At 60.8% G+C, this 26,002-nt stretch carries 25 protein-coding genes; 18 read left to right on the forward strand and 7 right to left on the reverse strand.

The features are described from left to right. Positions 1-37 precede the first annotated feature (37 nt). Positions 38-727: a 5,6-dimethylbenzimidazole synthase gene (gene bluB / locus FHT70_RS08125; protein ID WP_183700167.1), complete on the forward strand. Its 690-nt coding sequence runs from the start codon at positions 38-40 to the stop codon at positions 725-727. 3 nt (positions 728-730) lie between these two features. Here bluB and FHT70_RS08130 read toward each other — a convergent pair whose 3' ends face one another. Further along, a complete protein-coding gene (locus FHT70_RS08130; protein ID WP_183700169.1) occupies positions 731-1,831 on the reverse strand; it encodes a DUF2865 domain-containing protein in 1,101 nt (366 codons plus the stop codon). Between the two features lie 278 nt (positions 1,832-2,109). On the opposite strand from FHT70_RS08130, the gene FHT70_RS08135 reads away from it, so the two are divergent. From FHT70_RS08135 to FHT70_RS08145, 3 genes are all read left to right on the forward strand, one after another. After that, positions 2,110-2,472 (forward strand): YciI family protein, encoded by a 363-nt coding sequence (locus FHT70_RS08135; RefSeq protein WP_183700171.1) that lies wholly within the window; start codon positions 2,110-2,112, stop codon positions 2,470-2,472. Further along, positions 2,469-3,707, forward strand: a complete 1,239-nt coding sequence (locus FHT70_RS08140) for a DUF6596 domain-containing protein (RefSeq protein ID WP_183700173.1) — start codon at positions 2,469-2,471, stop codon at positions 3,705-3,707. Before FHT70_RS08135 ends, FHT70_RS08140 begins: the two co-directional genes overlap by 4 nt. A 76-nt stretch (positions 3,708-3,783) precedes the next feature. Then, positions 3,784-4,155: a VOC family protein gene (locus FHT70_RS08145; RefSeq protein ID WP_183700175.1), complete on the forward strand. Its 372-nt coding sequence runs from the start codon at positions 3,784-3,786 to the stop codon at positions 4,153-4,155. A 93-nt stretch (positions 4,156-4,248) separates the two neighbouring features. Here FHT70_RS08145 and FHT70_RS08150 read toward each other — a convergent pair whose 3' ends face one another. After that, on the reverse strand, positions 4,249-4,845 hold the full coding sequence (locus tag FHT70_RS08150) for a demethoxyubiquinone hydroxylase family protein (RefSeq protein WP_183700177.1): 597 nt from the start codon (positions 4,843-4,845) through the stop codon (positions 4,249-4,251). Positions 4,846-4,997: 152 nt separating this feature from the next. On the opposite strand from FHT70_RS08150, the gene FHT70_RS08155 reads away from it, so the two are divergent. Then, the gene (locus FHT70_RS08155; protein ID WP_183700179.1) at positions 4,998-5,525 is read left to right on the forward strand and encodes a ribonuclease H; all 528 of its coding nucleotides are present in this window, start codon (positions 4,998-5,000) and stop codon (positions 5,523-5,525) included. A gap of 172 nt (positions 5,526-5,697) precedes the next feature. On the opposite strand, the gene FHT70_RS08160 is transcribed toward FHT70_RS08155, so the two are convergent. After that, entirely contained in the window at positions 5,698-6,339 is a 642-nt protein-coding gene (locus tag FHT70_RS08160) for a GntR family transcriptional regulator (protein ID WP_183700181.1), read from the reverse strand. 175 nt (positions 6,340-6,514) lie between these two features. Between FHT70_RS08160 and FHT70_RS08165 the strand changes: the two genes are divergently transcribed. The 7 genes from FHT70_RS08165 to FHT70_RS08195 all read left to right on the forward strand — a co-directional run bounded on the left by FHT70_RS08165 (position 6,515) and on the right by FHT70_RS08195 (position 13,718). Then, positions 6,515-7,939: a M20 family metallopeptidase gene (locus tag FHT70_RS08165; protein ID WP_183700183.1), complete on the forward strand. Its 1,425-nt coding sequence runs from the start codon at positions 6,515-6,517 to the stop codon at positions 7,937-7,939. Then, complete coding sequence (locus tag FHT70_RS08170) at positions 7,932-9,608, forward strand: M28 family peptidase (RefSeq protein ID WP_183700185.1); 1,677 nt, start codon at positions 7,932-7,934, stop codon at positions 9,606-9,608. Before FHT70_RS08165 ends, FHT70_RS08170 begins: the two co-directional genes overlap by 8 nt. Positions 9,609-9,664: 56 nt before the next feature. Continuing rightward, entirely contained in the window at positions 9,665-10,519 is an 855-nt protein-coding gene (locus FHT70_RS08175; protein ID WP_183700187.1) for a transporter substrate-binding domain-containing protein, read from the forward strand. A gap of 81 nt (positions 10,520-10,600) precedes the next feature. Beyond that, positions 10,601-11,323, forward strand: coding sequence for an ABC transporter permease subunit (locus tag FHT70_RS08180; protein ID WP_183700189.1), 723 nt, complete (start codon positions 10,601-10,603; stop codon positions 11,321-11,323). Next, positions 11,323-12,063, forward strand: a complete 741-nt coding sequence (locus FHT70_RS08185; RefSeq protein ID WP_183700191.1) for an ABC transporter permease — start codon at positions 11,323-11,325, stop codon at positions 12,061-12,063. Before FHT70_RS08180 ends, FHT70_RS08185 begins: the two co-directional genes overlap by 1 nt. Next, positions 12,060-12,827 (forward strand): ATP-binding cassette domain-containing protein, encoded by a 768-nt coding sequence (locus FHT70_RS08190; RefSeq protein WP_183700193.1) that lies wholly within the window; start codon positions 12,060-12,062, stop codon positions 12,825-12,827. Before FHT70_RS08185 ends, FHT70_RS08190 begins: the two co-directional genes overlap by 4 nt. Before the next feature lie 33 nt (positions 12,828-12,860). Beyond that, complete coding sequence (locus FHT70_RS08195) at positions 12,861-13,718, forward strand: transporter substrate-binding domain-containing protein (protein WP_183700195.1); 858 nt, start codon at positions 12,861-12,863, stop codon at positions 13,716-13,718. A 77-nt stretch (positions 13,719-13,795) separates the two neighbouring features. On the opposite strand, the gene FHT70_RS08200 is transcribed toward FHT70_RS08195, so the two are convergent. Next, positions 13,796-16,108: an NADP-dependent malic enzyme gene (locus FHT70_RS08200; protein WP_183700197.1), complete on the reverse strand. Its 2,313-nt coding sequence runs from the start codon at positions 16,106-16,108 to the stop codon at positions 13,796-13,798. 236 nt (positions 16,109-16,344) lie between these two features. Here FHT70_RS08200 and FHT70_RS08205 point away from each other — a divergent pair, with 236 nt between their 5' ends. Next, positions 16,345-17,784: an FAD-binding oxidoreductase gene (locus FHT70_RS08205; protein ID WP_183700199.1), complete on the forward strand. Its 1,440-nt coding sequence runs from the start codon at positions 16,345-16,347 to the stop codon at positions 17,782-17,784. A 48-nt stretch (positions 17,785-17,832) separates the two neighbouring features. Here the strand turns inward: FHT70_RS08205 and FHT70_RS08210 are convergent, their stop codons facing one another. Further along, the gene (locus FHT70_RS08210) at positions 17,833-18,582 is read right to left on the reverse strand and encodes a phosphoglycerate mutase family protein (protein WP_183700436.1); all 750 of its coding nucleotides are present in this window, start codon (positions 18,580-18,582) and stop codon (positions 17,833-17,835) included. Between the two features lie 180 nt (positions 18,583-18,762). Continuing rightward, positions 18,763-19,095: a hypothetical protein gene (locus tag FHT70_RS08215; protein WP_183700438.1), complete on the reverse strand. Its 333-nt coding sequence runs from the start codon at positions 19,093-19,095 to the stop codon at positions 18,763-18,765. A gap of 267 nt (positions 19,096-19,362) precedes the next feature. Between FHT70_RS08215 and FHT70_RS08220 the strand changes: the two genes are divergently transcribed. Next, on the forward strand, positions 19,363-20,175 hold the full coding sequence (locus tag FHT70_RS08220) for a UDP-2,3-diacylglucosamine diphosphatase (protein ID WP_183700440.1): 813 nt from the start codon (positions 19,363-19,365) through the stop codon (positions 20,173-20,175). 165 nt (positions 20,176-20,340) lie between these two features. Further along, a complete protein-coding gene (locus tag FHT70_RS08225) occupies positions 20,341-21,558 on the forward strand; it encodes an MFS transporter (protein WP_183700201.1) in 1,218 nt (405 codons plus the stop codon). Here FHT70_RS08225 and dgcA read toward each other — a convergent pair. Continuing rightward, entirely contained in the window at positions 21,510-22,493 is a 984-nt protein-coding gene (gene dgcA / locus FHT70_RS08230; protein ID WP_183700202.1) for an N-acetyl-D-Glu racemase DgcA, read from the reverse strand. The two genes, FHT70_RS08225 and dgcA, sit on opposite strands and share 49 nt — an antisense overlap. Positions 22,494-22,590: 97 nt before the next feature. On the opposite strand from dgcA, the gene FHT70_RS08235 reads away from it, so the two are divergent. Genes FHT70_RS08235 through FHT70_RS08245 form a run of 3 tightly spaced genes read left to right on the forward strand, consistent with a single transcriptional unit; the run spans position 22,591 to position 25,986 of the window. Then, positions 22,591-23,760: an MlaE family lipid ABC transporter permease subunit gene (locus FHT70_RS08235; RefSeq protein WP_183700204.1), complete on the forward strand. Its 1,170-nt coding sequence runs from the start codon at positions 22,591-22,593 to the stop codon at positions 23,758-23,760. Between the two features lies 1 nt (position 23,761). Further along, a complete protein-coding gene (locus tag FHT70_RS08240) occupies positions 23,762-24,607 on the forward strand; it encodes an ABC transporter ATP-binding protein (RefSeq protein ID WP_183700206.1) in 846 nt (281 codons plus the stop codon). An 8-nt stretch (positions 24,608-24,615) separates the two neighbouring features. Further along, complete coding sequence (locus FHT70_RS08245; protein ID WP_097599207.1) at positions 24,616-25,986, forward strand: MlaD family protein; 1,371 nt, start codon at positions 24,616-24,618, stop codon at positions 25,984-25,986. Positions 25,987-26,002 lie beyond the last annotated feature (16 nt).

Below are 26,002 nucleotides of genomic sequence, written 5' to 3' on the forward strand. Positions count from 1 at the left end.
GCGGACGGCGGGCGGTTGCGTTGTTGGGGATTTGACGATGCGACCCTTTGATGCGGATGCCCTTTCGGCGGCATCCGGTTTTTCCATGGCCGAACGTGAAGCCGTCTATCACGCAATCATGACGCGGCGTGACGTGCGCAGCCAGTTCCTGCCCGATCCCTTGCCCGACGATGTCGTGGCGCGGCTCCTGACCGCCGCCCATCATGCGCCGTCGGTCGGCTTCATGCAGCCATGGAATTTCATTCTCGTGAAAAGTGCAGCCGTCCGCACCCGCGTGCGCAACGCCTTTGCCGTGGCCAACGAAGAGGCAGCTTCGATGTTCGAAGGCGAGCGGCGGCAGGCCTATCGATCCCTCAAGCTCGAAGGCATCGTGGAGGCGCCGCTCGGGATATGCGTAACCTGCGATCCCACCCGCGGCGGCAGCGTGGTGCTGGGACGGACGCACAATCTGAGGATGGATTCCTATTCGACCGTTTGCGCCATCCAGAATCTCTGGCTCGCGGCCCGCGCCGAAGGGGTCGGCATCGGCTGGGTCAGCATCTTTCGTGAAGGCGACCTGAAAACAATTCTCCGCATACCGGAGCATATCGAGGTGGTCGCCTGGCTCTGCGCCGGCTTTGTCGACCGTCTCTATGACGAACCGGAACTTTCGGTCAAAGGTTGGCGGCAGCGGCTGCCGCTCGAGGAACTCGTTTTCCACGACGGATGGGGACGCAACGACCCGTAGCAATTACTGCTGCTGTGGTTGCGGGCCCGGCGTCGCCGGATTGGCAAGGTCGATCGAGCCCTGGTCGCCGGCAAGGAATTGCGGGCCGACCTGACGAACCTTGTTCTGCGTGGGGTCGTAGGGACGTTCGGGAACGGATGGCTGCGGCGGGGCTGATGCTGCCGCAGTATCTTTCGTCGGCGGTTTAGTGCGGACCGTCGTGATCGAGCCCTGCTGTGGCGGTTCGATCAGGGCCTGCTTGCCGCGCATCTCCTCGTAATAGGCGGTGAGATTGCAGGCGCAGGAATTTTTCTCCCCAGGCGCGCGATTCTTGTAGACAAAGGCGTTCTTCATGGCGCTATAGGGCGCGCCCGTTGCGACCGAGATCATATTCGAGGAGTCGGTGCTCGTCACGTCGCGATAGAAGAGCTCGGTCTCGATGCCGGGGCACATCTTGGCGCAGGTCTGGGCATCGCGGCCGAAATCCACCGAGGTGGTATTTGAGCTGATCGGGAAGAAGCCACCGTCGCAGCTGCGCACGCAGATGGTGCTGATCGGTGAAAACATTTCGGCCCTCGGCAGGCCGTAACGCAGATCGGTCTCTTCACCGCCGCCGAGCGGAATGAAGGTATCGGTGCGCATCGCCTGTTCCTCGACACTCGGGACGGGGTCGTCTGCGCTACGCTCGGTCGGGGCATAGAAATTGTCGCTGTTGCAGCCATTGCGTTCGAGTGCCGCCGTCAATTCTCGGCGCGCGTCGTCACTGCCGTCGCCGTGGTTGCGCAGCTCGTCGCGGCGCTCCTGGAGATAACGGATATTGTCGATCATCCGGGCTTCGGCGTCAGAGAGTTCGGCGCAAAAATCGGCGTTGTCACTGCCAATCACGACCATGCTGCCTGAAGTGCATCCGTTATTGCGCAGATCGTTGCGGACCTTGCGCAGCTCGAGGTTCTGCTCGGCCATGGCATTTGCATATTGGCGCGCTTCCGGCCCGTTATTGCTACCGATCGATCGTGGCAGGTCGGCAAGGCGACCGCGCAAGTCGTTGCAAATAGCGCTGGTCTGTGCTGCGGCCGGTGATGCCAGCGCAAGCACAAGAGCAAGAGACAGATTTCGGCGTTTCACGGCGTCGTCCGGGAATGAGAAAGTGTCGATCGGTCAAAGGTGGCGTCCATCCGCCGTACCTTGTCTCTTAACGTGTTTCTCTTAATAAGCTTGGATCAATTCCTAGCGCATTTTCGAGATTTTATCCAGAAGATGCGGGTATTCTTCCGTGAGGTAAGTCGGCACTCGTTGCATCCGGAGGCGGACACTCAGCCGTCACCAGCAGTTCCCTTCTTCATCCGAATTGTTATTCTCGGCGCTCGTTCCCGCGGGGAATTGGTTTCACTGAGGATAAAGCGATGCGCTACATGCTGATGCTGCATGCGGACGAAACTGCCGGGAGGTCCATAGCGCCTCAGGACATGGGGCGCTTCATCGAGCAGATGTATGCCTATCAACAAGCGCTGGAGAAGGCGGCAGCATTTGTCTCCAGCAATGCGCTCGTCAGTTCCTCTGAGGCCAGTCTCGTTCGTGTTCAAGGAAACGAGGTCAGCGTTTTGGACGGCCCTTATGCCGATGTTCGCGAACAGTTCGGTGGGTACTTTATCATCGACGTCGCCGATATGGACGAGGCCAACAAATGGGCGGCACGCTGTCCTGCCGCGACCTGGGGAACGGTTGAGGTTCGTCGCATCAGGGATGCGTCGGAATATGCGGGATGACGGTTTCTGGTTCCAGCGTTGCCCGAGGTGTAGCAGAGCGGGTGGCGCGCGAGAGCTATGGACGACTCGTCGCTTACCTTGGCGGGCGTTTGGGTGATATCGCGTCCGCGGAGGATGCGCTCGCGACGGCTTTCCTCAAGGCTCTCGAAAAATGGCCTGTCGATGGCGTGCCCGACAACCCCGATGCCTGGCTGTTGACCATCGCGCGCAGGCGCAAACTCGATGACTGGCGCAAAGACAAAGTGAAGGCGAAGAGCGCCGATCATCTTGCCCTCGTTACCGAGGAACTCTCGGCCGCGGCGGAAATGGACGAGGAGATTGCGGACAGGCGACTAGCGCTCATGTTTGCCTGCGCACATCCTGGCATCGATGCGTCGGCGCGAACGCCGCTGATCCTCCAGACCGTGCTAGGCCTGACCGCTGCGGACATCGCCGCGCGGTTTCTCGTCTCTCCGAAGGCCATGGGGCAGAGGCTTGTAAGAGCCAAGGCGAGGATCAGGGATGAGAAAATTCCGTTCCTCGTGCCGGAAAGGGAGGAACTGTCGGACCGCCTGCCGCCAGTACTCGCCTCCATCTACGCCGCCTATACCAACGGGTGGATGGACATCGACGGGGCGGAAGCGCTTGGACATGAGGCAATCTGGCTTGCAAGCGTGGTCGTATCCCTGCTTCCGCAAGAGCCGGAACCGAAGGGTCTTCTCGCGCTGATGCTTTATACGGAGGCGCGGCGATCGTCTCGCAGAGGCCCCGATGGCGCATTCGTATCGCTGGACAGCCAGGATGTCGGGCTTTGGGATCATGAGCAATTGCGCCTCGCTGAAGGTCTTCTCAGAGAAGCAAATGCAAACGGTCCGACCGGCCGCTACCAAATCGAGGCGGCCATCCAATCCGCTCATGTCGCGCGCCGTTTGAGCGGCATCTTAAACTGGCAGGCCGTGATTTCCCTCTATGACGTGCTGGGCAGGATTGCTCCGTCGCCCGTCGTGACGCTCAATCGGTCCGTGGCTCTCATGCGGATAGGGCAGGCAGAGGCGGCTCTTGCTGACATACATGCGCTTGCCGGGGATCTGCGAATGGCCGACTACCTGCCGTACTGGACGGCCCGCGCGCAGATTTGCGCCGATCTAGGCAGGCTTGTCGAGGCGGCGGAAGCTTTCACGGTCGCTATCGGATTGTGTTGGTCGGAGGCAGAACGACGCCACCTCGAAGAACAGCGCTCGAAAGTTTTGTATTGACGCGAGCTTTTTTGCGCGGCCTGTCGAAATCGAGAACTCCTGCACGACATCCACTTGTCCAACCAAGGAGTACGACATGACCACCACTTCAATAATCGTCCAGAGCATCTTCGCCTCCGCCACCGTTTCCAACTTTGACGAGGCGCTCGTCTGGTATGAGAAGTTCATGGGACGTCCCGCAGACAGCAAACCGATACCGGGCATGGCTCAGTGGCGTAATATGGGCGAAGCCGGCCTGCAGGTCTGGAAGGATGACGAACGCGCCGGCAACGGGATCATAACGATCGTCGTACCCGAGCTCGAGGTTGAGCTCGAAAGGCTTTCGCACCAGGGCTTGCAACCCGCCAACAAAATCGAAGGCGACTTTGGGCGCGTGGCTCAGATATTCGACGGTGAGGGCAACCGGATCAACCTGGCCGAGCCTCCCAAACGATCTGCGAACAACTGACTTCGCCGTCTCCAGACCATTAAGCCTTTGGCCCAGAGCAATTTGGGCCAAGACCGGTGATAACTGAATGGCACGGAAGCGGCTGCCAGACCATCAAACACCCTTGGAGCGCGCCATTTCGGCGCGCATCCAGCTTGAGTCTCCCCATGTCGAGAGCCAGATCATCAGGTCGGTGAGCGCGGCGACGACTGGCAGAAGCAGGGCGTGGCCGATGCCGCGTTTCGTCTGGTTGCTCTCAGCCTCCCTGAGATGCGCCAACTCCTCTTCCTGGATCGAGGCGATGAGGCCGTGAAGCTCCCGATCACGGGTCGTGAGGAAGGCCAGTTGATCTTCGAGATGGCGGTGAACCGTGCTTTCGACCGCCTCGGTGCAGATCCAGACCATGTTGCGTCCACCGAGGGCCGTCAGCAAACCGAGCAGATAACCGCCGAGGCTCCAGAATGCCATGACGCGGCATGGTCTGGCATTCCTGGATGGCATCGCGTCGTGAAACAGGCGGCAATGCTCGATCTCATCGTTCCGCATTTTGCGAAGTACTGGCACGATATCAGGAAACAGCCGATCGGCCATCCAGATCTGCGCTCCGTAGATGCGAATTGCGCCGAATTCGCCGGCGTGATTGACCTTGAGAATGCGGCGAACGGTTACGGCATGATCGCGCTTGCCGGCGCTGCTCAACGGATTGTCCATGGCGCTGCCCCTCACAGTTTCCCATCGGCAGTAGGCGCTTTCGGTGCCAGCGTCGTCAATAGTTGACACGAGGGGACGTGCAATTCCAATGTCGGCTTCGGGTGGCCGTCGCAAATCGCGCAGGTCAGGGCGGGGGCGCAGCGAAGGCGAAAATGGCAGGCATTTGCAAGGAGCTAAGCTCCCCCACAACGACGGCCCCGACAGCCCAACACGGTCTCCACGTCTTCGCGGATGGTTGTTATGACCCCGGTTCCGGGCACGGAGGCTGGGCCTTTGTCGCCTATCGCGATTCTGTGGAAATCGCGTCCAACTTCGGCGGTGTGCGTGATTCCGCCAATAATTCGATGGAATTGACCGCCGTCTTGCAGGCAGTCATGTGGATCAGTAGCGATGCAACGGGCGAAGCCGCGACCATTTGGTCGGATTCGATCTATGCCGTCAAAGGCTGCAACGACAGGCGGCACATTTGGAGGAATAACGGCTGGAAGAAAAACAATCCGAATGGGAACGCCCGCAGCCGGGCGATCGCTGATGCGGAACTCTGGAAAGCGGTCGATCTTCAGTTATCCCGGAACGCCCTCGTAACCATTGCCTGGTGCAAGGGCCATTCCGGCATATCAGGCAACGAACGCGCGGATGAGCTTGCGGATGGAGGACGGCTGTCGATACGGGACGCGTGATATGGGGATATCAACTGGCTGCGGATGCCTGGGATGGCACGGCGTCAAAACTCCACGCGGCGCCATTGCATCAGGGCACAAGGCCGCCGCCAGAGATGGCATAAATGCCCCCTTCAGCGATTTCCGGTTATGTCCAAGTTTCAGCATCAGCTAACGGCGTCATCGAAGCCGATCAGGCTTGAAGAATGTGCCTGCGCGTCAGCTCCATCAGACCATCGGTGTCGCGTCTCTCTATCGCATCGACCATCTGCTGATGTTCGCGGCCGGATTGCTCGATGCGGGCGCGCGTTCGCCACTGCGACACCGGCGCGGAGGATGTCCGCTGCCGAATTTCCGTGATCAGTTCCACGAGTTCCTGGTTGCCTGCGAGAGCAAGCAGATGGCGGTGGAAGGCGAGATTGGCTTCGTAAAGTTCGAGGGTGGTGCCGTTCAGCACCAGATCGTCGAAGCGTGAAGCCAGAACCCGCAATTTCGCAATATCTCCCTCGCTCGCATTCGCGACGATACGGTCGCTGACGGCGACTTCGAGGATGACGCGAATGTCGCTGACCTCCCGGGCGCGGCGCCCGTCTTGCTCATGGACGTGGTAACCACGATTGGGGACATGCTCCACCAGTCGCTTCTGCACCAATCTGTCGAGAGCTCTGCGGACCTCGGGTCGCGTACAGTTATACCGCCTTTCGAGATCGATCTGCTTCAGCCAGGTTCCGGGCGGGAGACGGCCGGCAAGGATATCCTGGAGAATGAGTTCGGTCACATCGGAGGTTTGCGGCTCTTGTGCTTGCGCCGCCGCTCCGCTTTCCAGCGAATTCATGCAATTCTCCCCAGCCCGATTTCGGCGATGACTATCATAGCTCTCCCCCGGCCAACAACGAGGCCGATTGGCAGCGTCGAAAAATATTCCAGCTCATGGCTTGCGTGCCCGATTTAATTGGAGCATAAAATTGGCGCCAATTTGATTACCATTATATGAAGCGGGTTGTAAATCCATGCAGAACTCCGATGCGGTCTGGGAAATCGTCGAGAGAAAGCGCGCGGCGTTCTTCGAGTTGAGTGACCGCATCTGGGATATTCCCGAGACCAATTACCTCGAACATCAATCTGCCGAAGAGCACGCCCGCATGCTGGAAAGAGAGGGCTTTCGTGTCGAGCGCGGCATTGCCGGGTTGCCGACGGCGGTTATGGGAGAGGCGGGCGAGGGTGGCCCGGTCATCGCAATCCTTGGCGAGTTCGATGCGCTGCCGGGATTGAGCCAGGAGGCCGGTATTGCCGAGCAGCGGCCCTTGGTCGACGGCGGCAATGGTCACGGCTGCGGCCATAATATGCTGGGCGCCGGATCCATGCTCGCTGCCGCCGCGGTCAAGGATTTCCTTGCCGGAAGCGGCTTGACGGGAAGGGTGCGCTATTATGGCTGCCCCGCGGAGGAAGGCGGCTCTTCGAAGGGTTTCATGGTGCGGGCTGGCGTTTTCGACGACGTGGATATCGCGATCTCCTGGCATCCGGCAGCCTTTGCCGGCGTCAACAATCCCATCTCGCTCGCCTGCAACGAGATCAACTTCCATTTTTCGGGGCGGGCGTCGCATGCTTCCGCGACGCCGCATCTCGGCCGCAGCGCTCTCGATGCAGTGGAACTGATGAATGTAGGCGTCAATTATATGCGCGAGCACATGCCTTCCACTGCGCGTATCCACTATGCCATCACTGACGCGGGTGGTGGGGCGCCCAACGTCGTGCAGGCACGCGCGACTGTACGCTATCTCGTCCGTGCAAGAACCTTGCCGGAACTCCTGTCTCTGGTTGCCCGCGTCAAGAAAGTTGCCGAAGGTGCTGCCCTGATGACCGAGACGACCGTCCGGAGTGACATCGTCAGCGGCGATGCCAATCTCGTCGGCAATACACCACTCGAAGAGTGCATGTTCGCCCATCTGCAGCGGCTTGGCCCACCAGTGTTTGATGATGCCGACCGAGAAACGGCCCGCAAGTTCCAGCAGACCTTCAACGCAGAGGATATCGCCGCGTCCTATGGTCGTTTCGGGCTGAAACCGAAGGAGGACCAGCCGCTCTGTGAGGAGATTTTTCCCTTGAATGCCGGTGACGGCACTCTGGTCGGCTCCACCGATGTCGGGACGGTCAGCTGGGTGGTGCCGACCGTGCAGATGCGAGGGGCTACCTACGCTGTCGGTACGCCCGGACACTCCTGGCAGCTGGTTGCGCAAGGGAAACTGCCGGCTGCCCACAAGGGAACCGAACACGCCGCCAAGGTAATGGCGAGCACGGCCGCCGATCTCATCGGTAACCCCGCATTGATCGAAGCTGCCAAGGCCGATCACAGGGCGCGTCTGGAGCGTACGCCTTTCGTCAATCCGATACCGGATGACGTTAAGCCGCCATTGCCGGAGAAGGCTGATGCCTAACCCCGACCTGCTGCCCGACCGTGACCGCCTGATGGCGCATATCCGCGAGTTTGCCCGTCGGGTGAAATTGTCCGGAACGCCGGAGGAGCTCGAGAGCTTTCATTATCTTCAGGCGCAGATGGAGAGCTACGGATACGGAACGCAGCTGCTGTCACATGATGCATTCATCAGCCTGCCCGGCCCGGCGGAGGTCCGGGTCGAAGGCGAAAGTCTCCGTTGCATTACCCATTCGATGTCGGTTTCGACGGCCGCAGCGGGCATCAGCGGCGACCTTGAATATATCGGCGAGGGCAAGGAAGCCGATCTCATCGGCAGGGACGTGGCCGGCAAGATCGTCCTGGTCGACGGGATTGCGACGGAGGAAGTCGCCGTGTTGGCGAGCGCGGCCGGCGCCCTCGGCGAAATCCATGTCAGCCCAAATGAGCATCTCTACGAAATGTGCGTCTCGCCGGTCTGGGGCAGCCCTTCGCAACACACGCGCAGCCATCTGCCGAAAACTGTGATCTGCACTGTCGCGCGGGAAGATGGAGTGCGCCTGCGCGACAGGCTCGTGCGCGGCCAGAAGGTCCGTGCGACGCTCACGGCTGAGGTCGACACCGGCTGGCGCAGGACGCCGCTGCTTGTTGCAGAGCTTCAGCCGGCAGGCGAGGACAAACCGTTCGTACTGTTTTCGGGCCATCATGACACCTGGCACTTCGGCGTCATGGACAATGGCGGCGCGAACGCGACGATGCTGGAGGCGGCACGCTTGCTTGCCCTTCATGCGGGTGATTGGCGACGCGGCCTGCGCATCTGCTTCTGGTCAGGCCATTCGCACGGTCGCTATTCCGGCTCGGCCTGGTATGCGGATGAATTTTTCGACGAGCTCGACCGCCGCTGCGCCGTGCATGTCAATGTCGATTCCACGGGCGGCGAGGGCGCAACCGTCCTCACCAATTCCGGTGTCATCGACGAGTTGAAGCCGCTGGCTCTTGAGGTGATCGAGGACGTCACCGGACAAAGGCATGCGGGCAGGCGGCATGGCAGAGCGGCGGATCATTCATTCTGGGGTGTCGGCATCCCCTCGATGTTCGGCAGCCTCAGTCATCAGCCGCCAGGCCCCGTCAAGACGCTGACGGCGCTCGGTTGGTGGTGGCACACGCCGCACGACACGGCAGAGCACATCGATCCCGACAATCTGAGCCGGGATACGCGAATCGTGCTGGAAACACTTTGGCGCCTGCTGACCTCGCCCGTCCTGCCACTTGACTATTCCGTCTACGCACACGCTCTCAGCCAAGAGGTTGCGCGACTGCATGCTGAGCTTTCCGGTCGTATCGACATCTCGGCCCTCGCAAATGCAATTGACGAGTTGGGCATCAGCGCGAAGGCGGTAATGGAGATGAAGGACCCGTCTTCTGCAAAGACGGCGCGCGTCAACGCATCGCTGATGCGCGCCGGCCGCCATCTCGTGCCGCTGAATTATACGAGCGGCGAGCGCTATCACCATGATTCCGCCCTCCCGCACCCCGCCTGGCCGTCACTTGAGGGGCTGCGGGCGCTGGCCGCGCAGCCCGTCGGATCGCCAGACATACCTTTCTACGCTGTTCATGCGCGCCAGACGAGAAATCGCCTGATCCATGGACTGAGGGAAGCCAATGCGGTTTTGCGTGCGGCCCTGGAGGACTGACGCAGCCATAGCAGAACTGACAGGCGGCCATTTGGCCGCCGAAAGGGGAACAGAAAATGAAAAATAGAAAATTGCCTGCCGTTTTGTTCGGCGCCATTGCCTTCCTGACTTCATTCGCTGCCGGCGCCAAGGACTGGACGCATGTCAAGGTCGGCATCGAAGGGGCTTTCCCGCCCTGGAACCTCACGGATTCCAGCGGCAAGCTGGCCGGCTTCGACGTCGACCTCATCAATGACCTGTGCAAACGCGCCAAAGCCGACTGCGAACTCATCGCAGGCGATTGGAATGCGATGATCCCGAGCCTCAATGCTGGAAAATTCGATCTGGTGATGACTCTCGGCATCAACGAGAAGCGGAAGCAGGTGGTCGATTTCACCGTGCCCTACGCGAGCGGGGTCGCGAGCTTCCTGCTTCTGAAGGACGGGCCGGTATCCCCTCTGCCGATGGCCGGCGAGCGGCTGAATTTGAACGACAAGTCGAAGGCAGATCCGGTGATGGCCGCGATCGGCGAAGCCCTCAAAGGCAAGACGGTCGGCGTCGTCCAGTCGACCAGCCAGGAGCAGTTGATCAACGCCTATTTCGGCTCCGACGTAACAGTGCGCGCCTACAAGAATTCCGGCGAGCGCGACCTCGATCTGAAGGCCGGGCGCATCGATGCAGGCTTCGATAGCGGCGTTTATGAAACCTCCGTGCTCGGCAAGCCCGGCAATGACGATCTGATGATGTCCGGCCCGCTGGTGAAAGGCGCGATGTTGGCTACCGAAGTCGCACTCGGCATGCGCAAGGGCGAGACCGATCTGAAGGCCAAATTTGATGACGCAATCAGGCAAGCCGCCAAGGATGGCACGATCAGGCAGCTCTCGGAAAAATGGAGCAAGATCGACCTGACACCGACCTTTGACGCTCCCTAAGCGCCTTTTCGGCGCATCATGCTCAGCAGAGGCTATGACAATGTCAGTTGCTGCAAAAATATGCTCTTCCGGAGCAGCATCATGAGCCAGCCTGGTTTTTTTGAGCTTGCCGGCTTCGGTGCGGATGGCTGGGGCCATGCTCTTCTGGCCGGAGCCTGGATGACCATCTTTGTTGCAATCGCCGGCTATGCCGTCGGCGCCTGTATCGGGACCCTTGGGGCATGGGCCAAGATTGCCGGCAACGGTTTTGCTCGCGCGGCCGCCGATGCTTATACGACGGTGCTGCGGGGCATTCCCGATCTGCTGGTCATCTACCTCTTCTATTTCGGCGGCAGCGCCGTGGTTACGGCGGTCGGCCGGCTTTTCGGCGCCGAAGGTTTCCTCGGCTTTCCGGGCTTTCTTGCCGGCTCCCTCGCCGTGGGCGTCACATCCGGCGCTCAGTTCACGGAAGTGCTGCGAGGTGGATTCAGGGCGGTCCATCCGGGTGAGATCGAGGCGGCTATTGCCTGCGGCATGCCGCGCTGGCTTCGCCTGCGGCGGATCGTTGCGCCGCTGACCCTGCGTCACGCGCTTCCCGGTCTCGGTAATGTCTGGCAGGTCGTCCTGAAGGAGTCGGCACTGGTATCGATCACCGGTGTTGCCGAACTCCTGCGCCAGGCGCAGGTCGGCGCTGGATCGACCGGGCTGCCATTCGATTTCTACCTGATGGCCGGCGCGATCTATCTGATGATCTCGACAGTTTCGAGCATCCTTCTCCAGCAGGCGGAGCGGCGCCTGTCGCGCGGCGTGGGGAGGAGCGGATGATGGATTGGCAGTTTCTCAACGAAACATTTGTGAGCCTGGTCGCCGCAATTCCGCTGACGATCGAGCTTGCCGTGACATCGATCTGCCTTGGTGCCATTCTGGCCCTGTTGCTGGCGCTTGCCCGCCTCTCCCGCGTTGCCGCGCTCGATTGGTTCGCGCGGCTCTATGTCTTCATTTTCCGCGGCACGCCCCTGTTGGTGCAGATATTTCTTATCTATTACGGTCTCGGCCAGTTTCCAGCCGTACGGCACAGCGTCTTCTGGCCGTTTCTCCGCGATCCTTACTGGTGCGCGGTGCTGGCGCTGACCTTGAATACAGCCGCCTACGCCAGCGAGATCATTCGCGGCGGCCTGCTCTCGGTACCGCACGGGCAAGTTGAGGCTGCCCGCGCTTGCGGCATGCATCGCTTCCTGTTGTTTCGCCGGATCGTCCTGCCGCTGGCAATCCGGCAGGCATTGCCCGGATACGGCAACGAGATAATATCAATGGTCAAGGCGACGTCACTTGCCTCGATCATTACGCTGATGGAGGTAACCGGAGTCGCCGCCAAGATCATCTCCGAGACCTACCGGGCAATCGAGGTCTTCATCGTCTCCGGGGCCATCTACCTCGCCCTCAATTTCATGCTGACGCGTCTCATTCAATTCGCCGAGTATAGGCTTAGCCCGCATTTACGCGCTCCCGTTCCCGTCAGCCGAGAGAGCAGCACCATAGCGACCCCTGCAGGAGAGCATCGATGACGGCCACACCAATCGCACTCAGCGTGCGCGACATGCACAAGAGCTTCGGACCTCTCCAGGTCATCAGGGGCATCTCGCTTGATGCTCTGGAAGGCGATGTCGTTTCCATTGTCGGCTCGTCGGGTTCCGGGAAATCGACGTTGCTGCGTTGCATTAATCTGCTGGAAACGCCGGATTCGGGTGAAGTGACTGTCGCCGGCGAAACGATCTCGATGCAGCGCAATGCCGGCGGTGTACACCGCCCGGCGGATCGAAAGCAGGTCGATCGTATCCGCTCTCGGCTCGGAATGGTGTTCCAGAGTTTCAATCTCTGGTCTCACAAGACGGTCCTCGAAAACCTTATCGAGGCACCCATCCATGTTCAGCGCCGTTCACGCGCCGAATGCATCGACGAAGCTGAAGCGTTGCTGGCCAAAGTCGGCATCGCCGATAAACGCAATTTCTATCCCGCTCATCTTTCCGGCGGTCAGCAGCAGCGCGCCGCCATTGCCCGCGCCCTCGCTATGCATCCAAAGGTGATGCTCTTCGATGAACCGACATCGGCGCTCGATCCGGAGCTTGTAGGAGAGGTCCTGCGTGTCATGCGCGCCTTGGCGGAAGAAGGACGCACCATGCTGGTCGTCACACATGAGATGGGATTTGCGCGCGACGTCTCCAGCCGCGTCGTCTTTTTACACAAGGGCGTGGTCGAGGAAGAGGGCAAACCTCAGGATGTCTTTTCGAATTCGAAGTCGGAGCGCTTCCGCCAGTTCATCAATCAATAGTTCATCAAGCTCAATCAAGAAGGGGAACTCAGTATGAAATACCTGACCGCAATCATAGCCGCGATCACTATGGTCGCCAGCTTAGCCGTTTCGACGGCGGCACGCGCCGAGGAGAAGAACTGGACGCATGTGACGATTGCGACCGAGGGAGCGTTTCGGCCGTGGAACTTCACCAAGGCAGACGGTAGCCTTGACGGGTACGAAATCGAGCTGATCAAGTATTTTTGCGCTCATATGAAGGTCGAATGCACGACCGTGATCCAGCCTTTTGACGGCATGATCCCGGCTCTTAACGCTGGAAAGTTCGACGCAATCATTTCGGGGATGTCTGCAACCGCCAAGCGCGAGGAGGTCATTGCCTTCAGCGATTCCTACGGCACGACGGGTCAGACCTTTGCGACATTGAAAGACTCCCCGCTCGCAAATCTGCCTTTGAAGGGCGAGGTATTTTCGCTCGCCACCGATGAGGCTGGCGCTGTGGCCGCGCTGAAGCAGATCGAGCCGTTGCTCAAGGGTAAGACAGTCGGCGTGCAGACTGCATCGATCGCCGCGAGCTTCCTCGACAAATATTTGAAGGGCGTCGTTGATGTCCGTGAGTACAAGACGACGGAACAGCACGATCTCGATCTTAAGGCCGGTCGCGTCGACCTCGTCATGGCGTCCATGGCATATCTTTCGACAGCGGCGGCAAAGCCGGGCAACGAGGACTTCATCGTCACTGGCCCTCGTTTCCAGGGCGGCATGCTTGGGCGTGGAAGCTCAGTTGGTCTGCGTAAGGAGGATACGAAACTCAAATCTATGTTCAACGAGGCGATCGCAGCAGCCAAAGCAGACGGCACGATCGTCAAGCTATCGCAGAAGTGGTTCGGCTTTGACGTAACGCCGAGGTAAAACGCGGCTGGATGCCAGCACTTGCGAAATCTCGGCGAGTGCTGGTTATCGGTGAATCTTCTGATCGCAATGCCGGCTTATGCCGGCTGCGATGCCTCGACGACGGCGAGCGCTGCCATGTTGACGACGCCGCGCGAGGTAACCGACGGCGCGAGGATGTGCGCGGGCATGGCGGCGCCGAGCAGAATCGGGCCAACATGCAGGCCGTCGGTCATCGACTTGACCACACCAAGCGTGATGTTGGCGGCGTCGAGGTTGGGGAAGACGAGCAGGTTTGCCTCGTCGTGCAGCGTGGTGTGCGGCATGACGCGCTTGCGCAGCGCTTCGGTGATCGCGCTCTCGCCGTGCATTTCGCCGTCAACTTCGAGATCCGGGGCAGCATCGCGCACGAGCTGCAGGGCATTGCGCATTTTCGTGGCGCTTTCGGATTCGCGTGAGCCGAAGTTTGAGTGCGAGACGAGGGCGGCGCGCGGGGTGATGCCGAAGCGGCGGATTTCCTCGGCAGCCATGACAGTCGCCTCTGCTATCTCTTCGGCGCTCGGATTGAAGGTGACGTAGGTGTCGGTGAAGAAGGTGGCGCCGCGCTGTGAGATCATCAGGCTGAGGGCCGAGAAATCGCGGACATCCTTGCGCTTGCCGATGATCTGGCGCACGTCGCGCAGGTGTTTCTCGTAACGGCCTTCGAGGCCGCAGATCAGCGCATCGGCCTCGCCGCGCTTCAGCGCCAGCGCGCCGATGACGGTGGTGTTGGTGCGCACGATAGTGCGGGCCGCTTCCGGGATGACGCCTCGGCGGCCGACGAGCGAGAAATAGAGATCGACATATTCGCGAAAGCGCGGATCGTCCTCCGGATTGATGATCTCGAAATCCTGCAACGGCCGGATGCGCAGACCGTAGCGCTTGAGGCGTGTCTCGATGACCTGTGGGCGGCCGATCAGGATCGGTTTGGCCAAGCCTTCCTCAAGCAGCACCTGGGCGGCGCGCAGCACGCGCTCGTCCTCGCCTTCTGAGAAAATGACGCGCTTGCGCTCGGCGGCCTTTGCCGCCGTGAAGATCGGCTTCATGACGAAGCCGGAACGGAAGACGAAACGGTTCAGCTGATCGAGATAGGCGTCGAAATCCTGGATGGGCCGGCGCGCAACGCCGCTCTGTTCGGCGGCCTTGGCGACTGCAGGCGCGATGCGCAGGATGAGGCGCGGATCGAAGGGGGAAGGGATCAGATAGTCGGGGCCGAAGACCGGAGTCTCGCCGGAATAGGCGCGGGCGGCGACATCGGACGGTTCTTCGCGGGCAAGCGCTGCGATGGCGCGCACGGCCGCCATCTTCATTTCCTCGTTGATCGTCTCGGCGCCGCAATCGAGGGCGCCGCGGAAGATATAGGGGAAGCAGAGGACGTTGTTGACCTGGTTGGCGAAATCCGAGCGGCCGGTGCAGATCATCGCATCGGGACGGGCGGCGCGGGCGAGATCCGGCATGATCTCCGGAGTCGGATTGGCGAGCGCCATGATCAGCGGCTTGTCGGCCATTTGCGCCAGCAGCTCCGGTTTCAGCACGCCGGCGGCCGAGAGACCCAGGAAGACATCAGCGCCGCCGATATTTTCGGCGAGCGTGCGGGTGTCGCTCTTCTGGGCATAGACGGACTTCCATTCGTCCATCAGTTCGGTGCGGCCCTCGTAGACGAGGCCTTCGATATCGTGGACCCAGATGTTTTCGCGTTTGGCGCCGAGGGTCACCAGCAGATTGAGGCAGGCAAGGGCGGCAGCACCCGCGCCCGAGGCAACGATCTTGACGTTCTCGATGGCTTTGCCGGCGAGTTCCAGCCCGTTCAGGATAGCGGCGGCGACAATGATCGCCGTGCCGTGCTGGTCGTCGTGGAAGACAGGGATCTTCATCTTCTCGCGCAGGCGCCGCTCGACCTCGAAACATTCAGGCGCCTTGATGTCTTCAAGGTTGATGCCGCCGAAGGTCGGCTCCAGCGAGGAAACGGTCGAGACCATCTGTTCGACGCTCGCCGCGTCGATCTCGATGTCGAAGACGTCGATGCCGGCGAATTTCTTGAAGAGCACGGCCTTGCCCTCCATGACCGGCTTCGAAGCCAGAGGCCCGATATTGCCCAGACCGAGCACGGCGGTGCCGTTGGAAATGACGGCGACGAGATTGGCGCGCGAGGTATATTCGGCCGCCATTTCAGGGTTGTCACGGATGGCAAGGCAGGGAGCGGCAACGCCCGGCGAATAGGCAAGCGCCAGGTCGCGCTGGTTGCCGAGCGGCTTGGTCGCCTGGATCTCCAGCTTGCCGGGGCGGGGGTAGCGGTGGAAAAATAGCGCCTGTTCGTCGAGATCGCCGCCCGGTGCGTTCTTGTCCGTCTTGGATTTATCCTGGTGATCCATTGCCGCCTCCGTGCACGTCTTTTTCTGGAGTTCCCTCCATACATCAATCGGATACAGGCGACAGTATGGAAATGAGGGATGGGAGAAGTTTTCGCGCGGGGCATGTCCCACGGAACCACGGGCCGGCCGAGTATCGGCATCGCCGGTACTAATCCTTTTGGAAACTTGTTTGATGCCGCCTGCAAGCGCAAAATGCCGCCGCGACGGTGCGGGGCGCCGGTCGCATGGAGGAAATCATGGACAATTTGAACCTCACGACCCTGCAACGGGGTCAGACGATGGTTAATGACGTGGCCATGGATGCGTTTGCCGCCGGTTTTCGCGGCAGTCTCCTGACCAGCAAAGACATGAATTACGGTGAGGCGCGGGCGATCTGGAATGCGATGATCGATCGCCGGCCGGGTCTGATTGCGCGCTGTGCAGGGGCGGCTGATGTCGTGCGCGCGGTGCGCCTTGCACGCGACAACAATCTGCTCGTTTCGGTGCGCGGCGGCGGGCACGGCATTGCCGGCAACGCGGTCTGCGAGGGCGGCGTCGTCATTGATCTGTCGCCGATGAAATCGGTGCGGGTCGATCCCGAGACGCGCCGCGCCAGGATCGAGCCGGGCGCGACGCTCGGCGACGTCGACAAGGAAACGCTGGCATTCGGACTGGTACTGCCAACCGGCATTAATTCCACGACCGGCATAGCCGGCCTGACGCTCGGCGGTGGTTTCGGCTGGCTCACGCGGAAATTCGGGCTGACCCTCGACAATCTGATTTCGGTCGATGTGGTGACGGCCAACGGCGAACTGGTGAAGGCGAGCGAGACGGAGCGGCCGGACCTGTTCTGGGCGCTGCGCGGCGGCGGCGGCAATTTCGGCGTCGTGACCTCCTTCGAATTCCAGCTCAACCCGCTCCAGCCCGAAGTTTTCGCCGGACTGGTCGTGCATCCCTTCGCCGATGCGGAAAACGTTCTCAGGGAGTATCGCGAGGCGCTGGAAACAGCACCCGACGAGCTGACCTGCTGGGTGGTGATGCGCCAGGCGCCGCCGCTGCCGTTCCTGCCGGCCGAATGGCATGGCAAGGAGATATTGGTGCTTGCTATGTGCTATTGCGGGGACATGGCGGCGGGCGAAAAGGCGGCGGCGAGGTTGCGCGGGATCGGAAAGCCGATCGCCGACATTGTCGGCCCGATGCCGTTCATCGGCTGGCAGCAGGCATTCGACCCGCTTCTAACGCCCGGCGCCCGTAACTATTGGAAGAGCCAGGATTTCGCCTCCCTTTCCGATGCGGCGATCGAGGTTCTCATCAATGCCGTGCGGAAGCTGCCAGGGCCGGAATGCGAAATATTCATCGGCCATGTCGGCGGCGCCGCCGGCCGCGTGCCGACGGAGGCCACGGCATTTCCGCAGCGCAGTTCGCATTTCGTCATGAATGTCCATGCACGCTGGCGGGAAACCGAGATGGACGGAAACTGCATCGGCTGGGCGCGCGAACTTTTCGAGGCAACCAAGCCGCATGCTGTGGGCACTGCCTACATCAACTTCATGCCTGAGGACGAGACCGACCGGGTCGAAATGGCCTACGGGGCTAATTATGCGCGCCTTTCGGAAATCAAACTGCGCTACGATCCGAACAATTTGTTCCGGATGAATCAGAATGTGAAGCCGATGGCGGCGGTGCGAGCTGCTTGAAGACCCCCCCCAAACCGCTCCCCACAAGGGTCCCTTGTGGGGAGCGGTTTACCCACCACGCTTCGGCGTCATCGTCACGTCAGCGCCATAGGCATCGCGCAGCTTGTTCTCCTGTCCCGGCTGCCGGTCGGCGGCCTGGTGCAGCGGTATCGTGTCGTAGCCCTGCAAACGCGTTCCCTCGATCAGCGTAACGTCGGAATTCCCAGGATTGTCGGAGCGCTCGAACCAGTCGACGGAGTGGTGCAGGAAATTCATTTCGACCGCCCGGTTGGTGACCCCGTGGCCGACGATCGCGACGTTGTGGTCGCCGTTTTCGGCCTCGCGCATGACGGTCTGAAGGAAGAGACGCACCCGCTGCGCCACGTCCGCCCGGCTTTCGCCGTCCGGCGGCCGCGCATAGAACTTGCCGCTATTGTTGCGCAGCCTCGCCCATTTTTCGAACTCCTCGGGGAATTTCTGCTTCTGCTCGGCAAGGTCGTAGATTTCGGTGAAGAGGCCGAAATCCTGCTCGCGCAGAAGATAATCTTCCCTGACATCGCCGACGAAGTTTTCCGGAAGCGCTTCGAGTAGCGCATCCTTGCTCTGGCGCGTGCGCAGAAACGGCGAATACCAGATATGCAGCTTCTGGAATCCCTGGCTCGGCAGCCCTTTGAGGTACGAAGCGATGACAGCGCCTGCCTCAGCCGCCTGGCGATAGCCCCATTCAGTCAGCGGCACATTATGATCGCCGAATTGGCGGTAGGCCTGTTCGTTGATGTTGCCGAGGGATTCGCCGTGGCGAACGAGAAAGAGACGCATCGGCCATCCCGCTTTGTCGGACATGGAATCGTTGTCATCATGAACGCGCTCGATCGGCAGGGCAATATTGCCGGCCGAAAAGGGCGTAGCGTCTGGTCGCCGCTTGCCCCCAATCCGCTTGGCCGTCGATATTGTTCACTCGGTTCCAGATCGAGAAGCGAGAGGGCGTCTTCCGGGCTATCAGCGGCCCTGGAAGATCTTGATGAGTTTTGGCGTAAACCGGTGAGCCTTGATGTCGAGCAGATCCTGATACGTAGCGCGACCGGAGATCGCGGCCGTCAGATATCGCTGGCAGGCGATCCTCGGAGCGTCATTGTCGGAGACGTTTGTCACGATCCCCGCGGCGCGCCGCGCATTTGCATCGAAATCCTTTGTGCACACTTTGACGAACTCGTTTCTCGCTCTCGCGCTGCCTTGCAGCAGCGTGACTGTCGCATCATAGTCCTGCTGCGTCGGTGCACAGCCGGCAAGCAGTGCAATAGAAATCATTATTGTCGCGGTTCGGGCGCGCATCATCAATATCCCCAGGTTACGCCTTGATCGGCAGCTGCTGTTAATTTGATTCTCGGCATGCGGGAAAGATCCAGGACCTCGCGGCAAGAAATTATGCTAATCGGATTTCCGATATCGCTATTGCGGGCTTCGATGGGATCTGCGTTTACCATCAGACGGAACGGCGGGTTTGCAGGGCTTTTCCCCAGCTTGTCATCTTCCTGAAACACGAGTCTGGTTTTGGAAGGCTAGATGAAAGATGGGGCACGAGCACTGTTCGTGACAGACATGATGGAACCCAGACATTTCCGCACGCTCTTCATTTCCGATGTGCATCTCGGCTCGAAGGCCGCGAAGGCTGATTTCCTGCTAGATTTCCTGCGCTACCACGAAGCCGATACGATCGTGCTCGTCGGCGACATCGTCGACGGCTGGCGCCTGAAGCGCAGCTGGTACTGGCCGCAGGTCTGCAACGACGTCGTCCAGAAACTGCTGCGCAAGGCGCGCAAGGGCACGCGCGTTGTCTACATTCCCGGCAATCACGACGAATTCCTGCGCGACTTCCCGGGCATGCATTTCGGCGGCATCGAGGTCGTCGAGCGCATGATGCATGACGGCGCGGACGGCAAGAAATACCTGATCCTGCACGGCGACGAGTTCGACGTCGTTGTCCGCAACGCCCGCCTGCTCGCCTATCTCGGTGACTGGGCCTATGATACGGCAATCCGCATCAACATCCTGCTCGCCGCCGTCCGCCGTCGCCTTGGCATGCCCTATTGGTCGTTTTCCGCCTGGGCGAAGCTGCAAGTCAAGCATGCGGTCAATTTCATCGGCGAGTTCGAACGCGTCGTGGCTGAAGAGGCGCGCAAGAGCGGAGCCGACGGGGTGATCTGCGGCCACATCCACCACGCCGTCATCCAGGAGATGGACGGCATCCGCTACATCAACACCGGCGACTGGGTGGAAAGCTGCACAGCGGTTGCAGAGCATGAGGACGGCACGTTCGAACTGATCACCTGGCGAGCGCTTGCTAGCGCAGTGCCGGCGCTTACCGCAGTCGAGCGTCTCGAAGAGGCGGAACTCGCCGCGCAGGCAGCGTGATTTTACAGCCGTCGCAGTCGCGGCGGCTCGCCAGCAATTTAGCCGTTACCGCGAGGTAACAGGCCCAATTTATTTTCTAAAACGTTTCCGGACGGCTATTTCTCGCAATGGTCGCCCCCCGGGGTGGTGTGTTAGGAAAACATCTAGTTTCCTTCAGGTCCACCGATGATTCCCGCTCAACATTCTCCGGGTGAGGGAGCGCCGCCGCGCTTCCGGCTGCTCAGCGCGCTGTCCTATTGCGCGCCGCTGCTCGTCAATGGCGTCGTGCTGCCATTTTTCCCGGTCTGGCTGCAAACCCATAGTTTCAGTAACCGTGAAATCGGTATTATTCTCGCCATACCGATGGTGGTTCGAGTCCTGGTAGCACCTGTCGTCGCCATGATCGCCGACCGCATGAAGGAGCGCGCCACCGTGCTGCTCTGGTCGGGTGGCCTGTCGCTGCTGACGGCGATCGCGCTTTACTGGACGACCAGCTTTTGGCCGGTGACAATCGTCTTCGCGCTGCAGGGCGCCACCTTTGCGCCCTATGTGCCCGTGGTCGAATCGATCGTCATTTCAGGCGTGCGCCGCTGGGGGCTCGATTATGGGTCGATGCGCGTATGGGGCTCGATCGCTTTCATCGTCTCGACGCTCCTCGGCGGTCAGCTGATCGGCCGGGGGGGCGGCGGCATGGTGCTCGTCGTCATGGTGTTCGGCTTCACGATGACGGTGGCGATGGCGATCTTCTGTCCGCGGATCGGGCCCACACGGCGGCGCGGCCAGCCGATCGACCTGCCGGCCGCCACCGGCAGCGGGTTGCGCGAACCACATTTGCTGCTGCTCCTGATCGGAGTTGCCATCCAGCAGTCGAGCCACGCGGTGCTCAATGCTTTTTCCTCGATTTATTGGCATCAGCTCGGCTTTTCCGGCACCGAGGTCGGCTTGCTCTGGAGCGCCGGCGTTGCTTCGGAGGTGACGGTGTTCTTTCTATCGAAGCGTCTCAATCGGCGCTTCAATGCCTGGACATTGATCCGCTTCGGCTGCGCCATCAGCGTCTGCCGCTGGATCCTGTTTCCCATGAATGCCGGCTTTGCCGGCTTCTTCCTGCTGCAATGTTTCCACGGCTTCACCTATGCCTTCGTGCATACCGGCGTGCAGCGGAGAATCGTGGCGACGGTGCAGGAAACGCAGGAGGCCTCGGCGCAGGGCGCCTATTTCTTCTATGTCGGCATGGCGATGGGGTTGATGACCATCGCTTCGGGCTACCTCTACGCCTGGCTCGGCCTTGTCAGCTATTACGTCATGGCGCTCGTCGCGCTTTCCGGCCTCGGGCTGGTCATCTCAGCCTACTATCTTCAGCCCCAGAGGGTGCTTTCCGGCGGAAAGACCAGGGAAGCGGCGTAGCGCAGGCCGGGTTGGCGGTCGCGGGCAAGCAGCAGCGGGCCGTCGAGATCGACGAAATCGGCATCCTGCGCGAGCAGCACGGCTGGCGCCATGGCAAGCGAAGTGCCGACCATGCAGCCGATCATGATCGAAAAGCCGAGCCTCTCCGCTTCGGCCTTCATCGCCAAGGCCTCGGTGAGGCCGCCTGTCTTGTCGAGCTTGATATTGATCGCATCATAACGGTCGGCAAGGCTTGCGAGGTCTCCGGTGTGATGCACACTCTCGTCGGCGCAGACGAGCAGCGGGCGGCGGATTTCGGCAAGCAGCGCATCGCTGCCTGCCGGCAACGGTTGCTCGACGAGGGCGACGCCCGCCTCCGCGGCGATCTGCAGATGACGTTCCAGCACCGCCTCCGGCCAGCCCTCATTGGCGTCGAGAATGATCGCAGCATCGGGTGCGGCCGCGCGGACTGCGCGGATGCGGCTTTCATCGTCACCGGTTCCCACCTTGACCTTGAGCAGAGCGCGACCGGCATGTTCGCGCGCCTGCGCGGCCATCATTTCCGGCTCGCCGAGCGAGATGGTGTAGGCTGTCGTGAGCGGTTTGAGCGCCGTGAGGCCGAGGCGGGCGGCGACCGTTTGGCCCGTCCGTTTTGCTTCGAGATCCCAGAGAGCGCAATCCACGGCGTTGCGTGCGGCACCCGGCGGCATCGCCGACAAGAGGTCGTCGCGCGAAATGCCGGATTCGATCAGCGGGCGCGCTGCCTCGATCTGGGCCAAGACGCTCTCCATGGTCTCGCCGTAGCGGCGGTAGGGCACGCATTCGCCGTGCCCTTGCGCGCCTTCTTCCGTGACTTCGCAGCTAATGACCTCGGCCTTAGTCTTTGCGCCGCGCGAGATGGTGAAGGTCCCGACAATCGGAAAGGAATTCATCTGGATATCAAGGGTGCGCGGCATTATTGCTATCCTGCGAGCATGGAAATTGGACGTTGCTTCTGTATATTGACGCGCCGGCGGCGATCCGCTTCGCGAGTCGGCAATGTCGCTGTAAGCCTTGAAAGACACAAGTATCTTGAACGCCGAGAATCGCAACGCCGCCTCACTGCAAGTGGACGACCGGCCAGATGGTTCGGGGCAGCATGTTCGTCTCAGCGGCAATTGGCGCAGCGCCTATGTGCATCTTGTGCTGCGCGACTTCGAAAAGCTTCGGCGAGAGAAGACCGGCAATCTGACGCTCGACCTCTCTGATATATCGGAGATCGATACCGCCGGCATCTGGCTGCTTTGCCGTCTAAAGAAGGAGGAGGAAGCAGCCGGGCGCACGGTGCGCTTCGTCGGCACCAATCCGCATATGGATGAAATGCTGGAGATGTTTTCCGAGGAACCGGCCAAACCGGAGCCGGAACAGAAGGAGAAGGTCTCGCTTGCCGCGCGCATCTTGGCGCCGATCGGCAAGATGACTTACGATATCTGGGATAATCTCGCTGCCTCAATGTATATCCTGGGTTCGGCGGTGCGCGGCGCTCAGATGAAGCTCGGCCGCGGCAGCGGCGTCTCGCCGGCCTCCATCGTCAACCAGATCGATCATATGGGGGTTCGCGCCGTTCCGATCATCCTGCTGATGTCGTTTCTCATCGGCGCGATCATCGCCCAGCAGGGCGCTTTCCAGCTGCGTTATTTCGGGGCGGAGGTTTTCGTCGTCGATCTGGTCGGCATTCTGCAGCTGCGCGAAATCGGCGTGCTGCTGACTTCGATCATGATCGCCGGGCGCTCCGGCAGCGCGATCACGGCTGAAATCGGCTCGATGAAGATGCGCGAGGAAATCGACGCGCTGAAGGTGATGGGGCTTAACCCGATCGGCGTATTGATCTTCCCGCGGCTGGTGGCGCTGACCATCGCGCTGCCGCTTTTGACGGTATTGGCGAATTTCGCTTCGCTGGCGGGGGCTGCGGTCGTCGCCTGGGGCTATTCCGGTATCACCTTCGCCAATTTCCTGGCGCGACTCCACGAGGCGATTACGCTGTCGACCGTGCTGTCGGGCATGATCAAGGCGCCATTCATGGCGCTCGTCATCGGCATCGTCGCCGCCGTCGAAGGGCTGAAGGTCGGTGGCAGTGCGGAGTCGCTCGGCCAGCACGTGACGGCCTCGGTGGTGAAGGCGATTTTCGTCGTCATCCTGATGGACGGGCTTTTTGCGATGTTCTATGCAGCAATCAACTTCTAGTATGGCGGGCAGGGTGGACGAGCAGCCGATCGAAAGCGAAGGACGGGGCAGGGATGTCGTGCTTTCGGCGCGCGACGTCACCGTCGCCTTTGGCTCCAAGGTGGTGCTCGACGAACTGAATCTCGATATTTATCGCGGTGAGATCCTCGGCTTCGTCGGTGCTTCGGGCACCGGCAAATCGGTGCTGATGCGAACGGTGCTGCGGCTGCTGCCGCGCCGCTCCGGCACGATCAAGATCCTGGGCCAGGACTTCGACGAGCTCAACGAGCCGCAGCGCAACGCGCTCGACATGCGGCTCGGCGTGCTCTTCCAGCAGGGCGCATTGTTTTCGTCGCTAACTGTCAAGGAAAACATCCAGGTGCCGATGCGCGAATATCTCGATCTGCCGCACTCGCTAATGGATGAGCTGGCGCATCTGAAGATTCGCATGGTGGGGCTCGCGGCCGATGCCGCCGACAAATACCCGTCCGAACTCTCAGGGGGCATGATCAAGCGCGCAGCTCTTGCCCGCGCGCTGGCGCTCGATCCGGAGCTCGTCTTCCTGGACGAGCCGACCTCCGGTCTCGACCCTATCGGCGCAGCCGAATTCGACGAACTGATCGCCAACCTGCGCGATAGTCTCGGACTGACCGTCTATATGGTGACGCACGATCTCGACAGCCTGTTTTCGGTTTGTGACCGTATTGCCGTGCTCGGAAAGAAGCGAGTAATGGTGGAAGGCACGATCGACGACATGCTGGCCTATGACGATCCGTGGGTGCAGGCCTATTTTAGAGGTAAGCGAGCACGGTCGATCGTGCCGCAGGACAATGGCGCGCGGCACGGGAACGGCAGCGGCGGGAAGTGACCGGATAGATGGAAACCAAAGCCAATTACACGATTGTCGGTTTTTTCACGGTGTTGGTGATCGCGGCCGCCTTCGGCTTCGTCTACTGGATGGCCGAATATGGCCGTGGCGGCCCGATGACGGAGCTGATCGTGCGTATTCCCGGCTCGGCGAACGGACTCAGCGTCGGCTCGCCGGTACGCTTCAACGGCATCCAGGTGGGCTCGGTGCAGACGCTGTCGATCGATGCCGACGATCCGCAATATTCGCTGGCCTTCACCCAGGTGCGCACGGACGCACCGATCTACCCTTCCACCAAGGCCGCGCTTGAAATTCAGGGCCTGACGGGGGCCGCCTATATCGAGTTGTCGGGCGGCCGCAAGGGTGAGGAGAGTATCCTTAAACATGCGATCGAAAACGGCAAACGCGCCGTTATCGTCGCCGACCAGTCGAGCGTCACCAATCTCCTGGCGACCGCCGATAAGATCCTTGATCGCGCCAATGACGCGGTTGGCGAACTTCAGGGTTTCATCGAAGATTCGCGTGCTCCGCTGACCCAGACGTTCAAGAATGCCGAAACTTTCTCGGATGCGCTGGCCAAGAATTCCGGCAATATCGACGCCTTCCTGCAGAGCGTCGGTGAGCTCTCCAACACGGTGAAGGCGGTTTCCGGGCGTGTCGATTCGACGCTTCAGGCGGTGGAATCGCTGGTCAGGGCCGTCGACGCGCAGAAGGTCGACAATATCGTCTCCAATGCCGAGAAGATCACCGCCAATGTCGCCGATGCCTCAGGCGATCTCAAGGGCGCGATCAAGAAGTTCGACGAGACGGCCACCACCTTCAACGATTTCGGCAAGCAGGCGCAGGCAACGCTCGACCGCGTCGATACGCTCGTCGCGCAGATCGACCCGGCGAAGATCAAGGGTTCGGTCGACGATATTTCGCAAGCCACAAAGGATGCGCGTGCGGCAGTCGCCTCGATCCGCGACGTCGCCAATACGGTTTCGCTGCGCCAGAAAGATATCGACCAGACGATCCAGGACGTGTCGCAGCTTGCCAACAAGCTGAATTCGGCTTCGACACGCATCGATGGCATTCTCATCAAGGTCGATGCGCTGCTTGGAACCGACAACACGCAATCGCTGTTCGCCGAGGCGCGCGATACGCTGGAATCCTTCAAGAAGGTGGCCGATAATCTGAACTCGCGAATCGGTCCGATCGCCGATAATCTTCAGAAATTCTCGAGCGGCGGCTTGCGCGACGTGCAGACCCTCATCAACGACATGCGCGGAACCGTGAGCAATCTCAACGATACGATCAGCAACTTCGACCGCAATCCGCAACGCCTGATCTTCGGCGGGGACACGGTCAAACAGTACGACGGCCGGACGCGGCGTTAACAGGGAAAGTCAGGGG

Source organism: Rhizobium sp. BK049 (assembly GCF_014193135.1).
In the GTDB taxonomy this organism is placed as follows: domain Bacteria; phylum Pseudomonadota; class Alphaproteobacteria; order Rhizobiales; family Rhizobiaceae; genus Rhizobium.

Coding starts and splice junctions, on each gene's coding strand:
- bluB (WP_183700167.1), top strand. CDS start 38: ATGCGACCCTTTGATGCGGATGCCCTTTCGGCGGCATCCGGTTTTTCC.
- FHT70_RS08135 (WP_183700171.1), top strand. CDS start 2,110: ATGCGCTACATGCTGATGCTGCATGCGGACGAAACTGCCGGGAGGTCC.
- FHT70_RS08140 (WP_183700173.1), top strand. CDS start 2,469: ATGACGGTTTCTGGTTCCAGCGTTGCCCGAGGTGTAGCAGAGCGGGTG.
- FHT70_RS08145 (WP_183700175.1), top strand. CDS start 3,784: ATGACCACCACTTCAATAATCGTCCAGAGCATCTTCGCCTCCGCCACC.
- FHT70_RS08150 (WP_183700177.1), bottom strand. CDS start 4,845: ATGGACAATCCGTTGAGCAGCGCCGGCAAGCGCGATCATGCCGTAACC.
- FHT70_RS08155 (WP_183700179.1), top strand. CDS start 4,998: ATGGCAGGCATTTGCAAGGAGCTAAGCTCCCCCACAACGACGGCCCCG.
- FHT70_RS08160 (WP_183700181.1), bottom strand. CDS start 6,339: ATGAATTCGCTGGAAAGCGGAGCGGCGGCGCAAGCACAAGAGCCGCAA.
- FHT70_RS08165 (WP_183700183.1), top strand. CDS start 6,515: ATGCAGAACTCCGATGCGGTCTGGGAAATCGTCGAGAGAAAGCGCGCG.
- FHT70_RS08170 (WP_183700185.1), top strand. CDS start 7,932: ATGCCTAACCCCGACCTGCTGCCCGACCGTGACCGCCTGATGGCGCAT.
- FHT70_RS08175 (WP_183700187.1), top strand. CDS start 9,665: ATGAAAAATAGAAAATTGCCTGCCGTTTTGTTCGGCGCCATTGCCTTC.
- FHT70_RS08180 (WP_183700189.1), top strand. CDS start 10,601: ATGAGCCAGCCTGGTTTTTTTGAGCTTGCCGGCTTCGGTGCGGATGGC.
- FHT70_RS08185 (WP_183700191.1), top strand. CDS start 11,323: ATGGATTGGCAGTTTCTCAACGAAACATTTGTGAGCCTGGTCGCCGCA.
- FHT70_RS08190 (WP_183700193.1), top strand. CDS start 12,060: ATGACGGCCACACCAATCGCACTCAGCGTGCGCGACATGCACAAGAGC.
- FHT70_RS08195 (WP_183700195.1), top strand. CDS start 12,861: ATGAAATACCTGACCGCAATCATAGCCGCGATCACTATGGTCGCCAGC.
- FHT70_RS08200 (WP_183700197.1), bottom strand. CDS start 16,108: ATGGATCACCAGGATAAATCCAAGACGGACAAGAACGCACCGGGCGGC.
- FHT70_RS08205 (WP_183700199.1), top strand. CDS start 16,345: ATGGACAATTTGAACCTCACGACCCTGCAACGGGGTCAGACGATGGTT.
- FHT70_RS08210 (WP_183700436.1), bottom strand. CDS start 18,582: ATGCGTCTCTTTCTCGTTCGCCACGGCGAATCCCTCGGCAACATCAAC.
- FHT70_RS08215 (WP_183700438.1), bottom strand. CDS start 19,095: ATGCGCGCCCGAACCGCGACAATAATGATTTCTATTGCACTGCTTGCC.
- FHT70_RS08220 (WP_183700440.1), top strand. CDS start 19,363: ATGATGGAACCCAGACATTTCCGCACGCTCTTCATTTCCGATGTGCAT.
- FHT70_RS08225 (WP_183700201.1), top strand. CDS start 20,341: ATGATTCCCGCTCAACATTCTCCGGGTGAGGGAGCGCCGCCGCGCTTC.
- dgcA (WP_183700202.1), bottom strand. CDS start 22,493: ATGCCGCGCACCCTTGATATCCAGATGAATTCCTTTCCGATTGTCGGG.
- FHT70_RS08240 (WP_183700206.1), top strand. CDS start 23,762: ATGGCGGGCAGGGTGGACGAGCAGCCGATCGAAAGCGAAGGACGGGGC.
- FHT70_RS08245 (WP_097599207.1), top strand. CDS start 24,616: ATGGAAACCAAAGCCAATTACACGATTGTCGGTTTTTTCACGGTGTTG.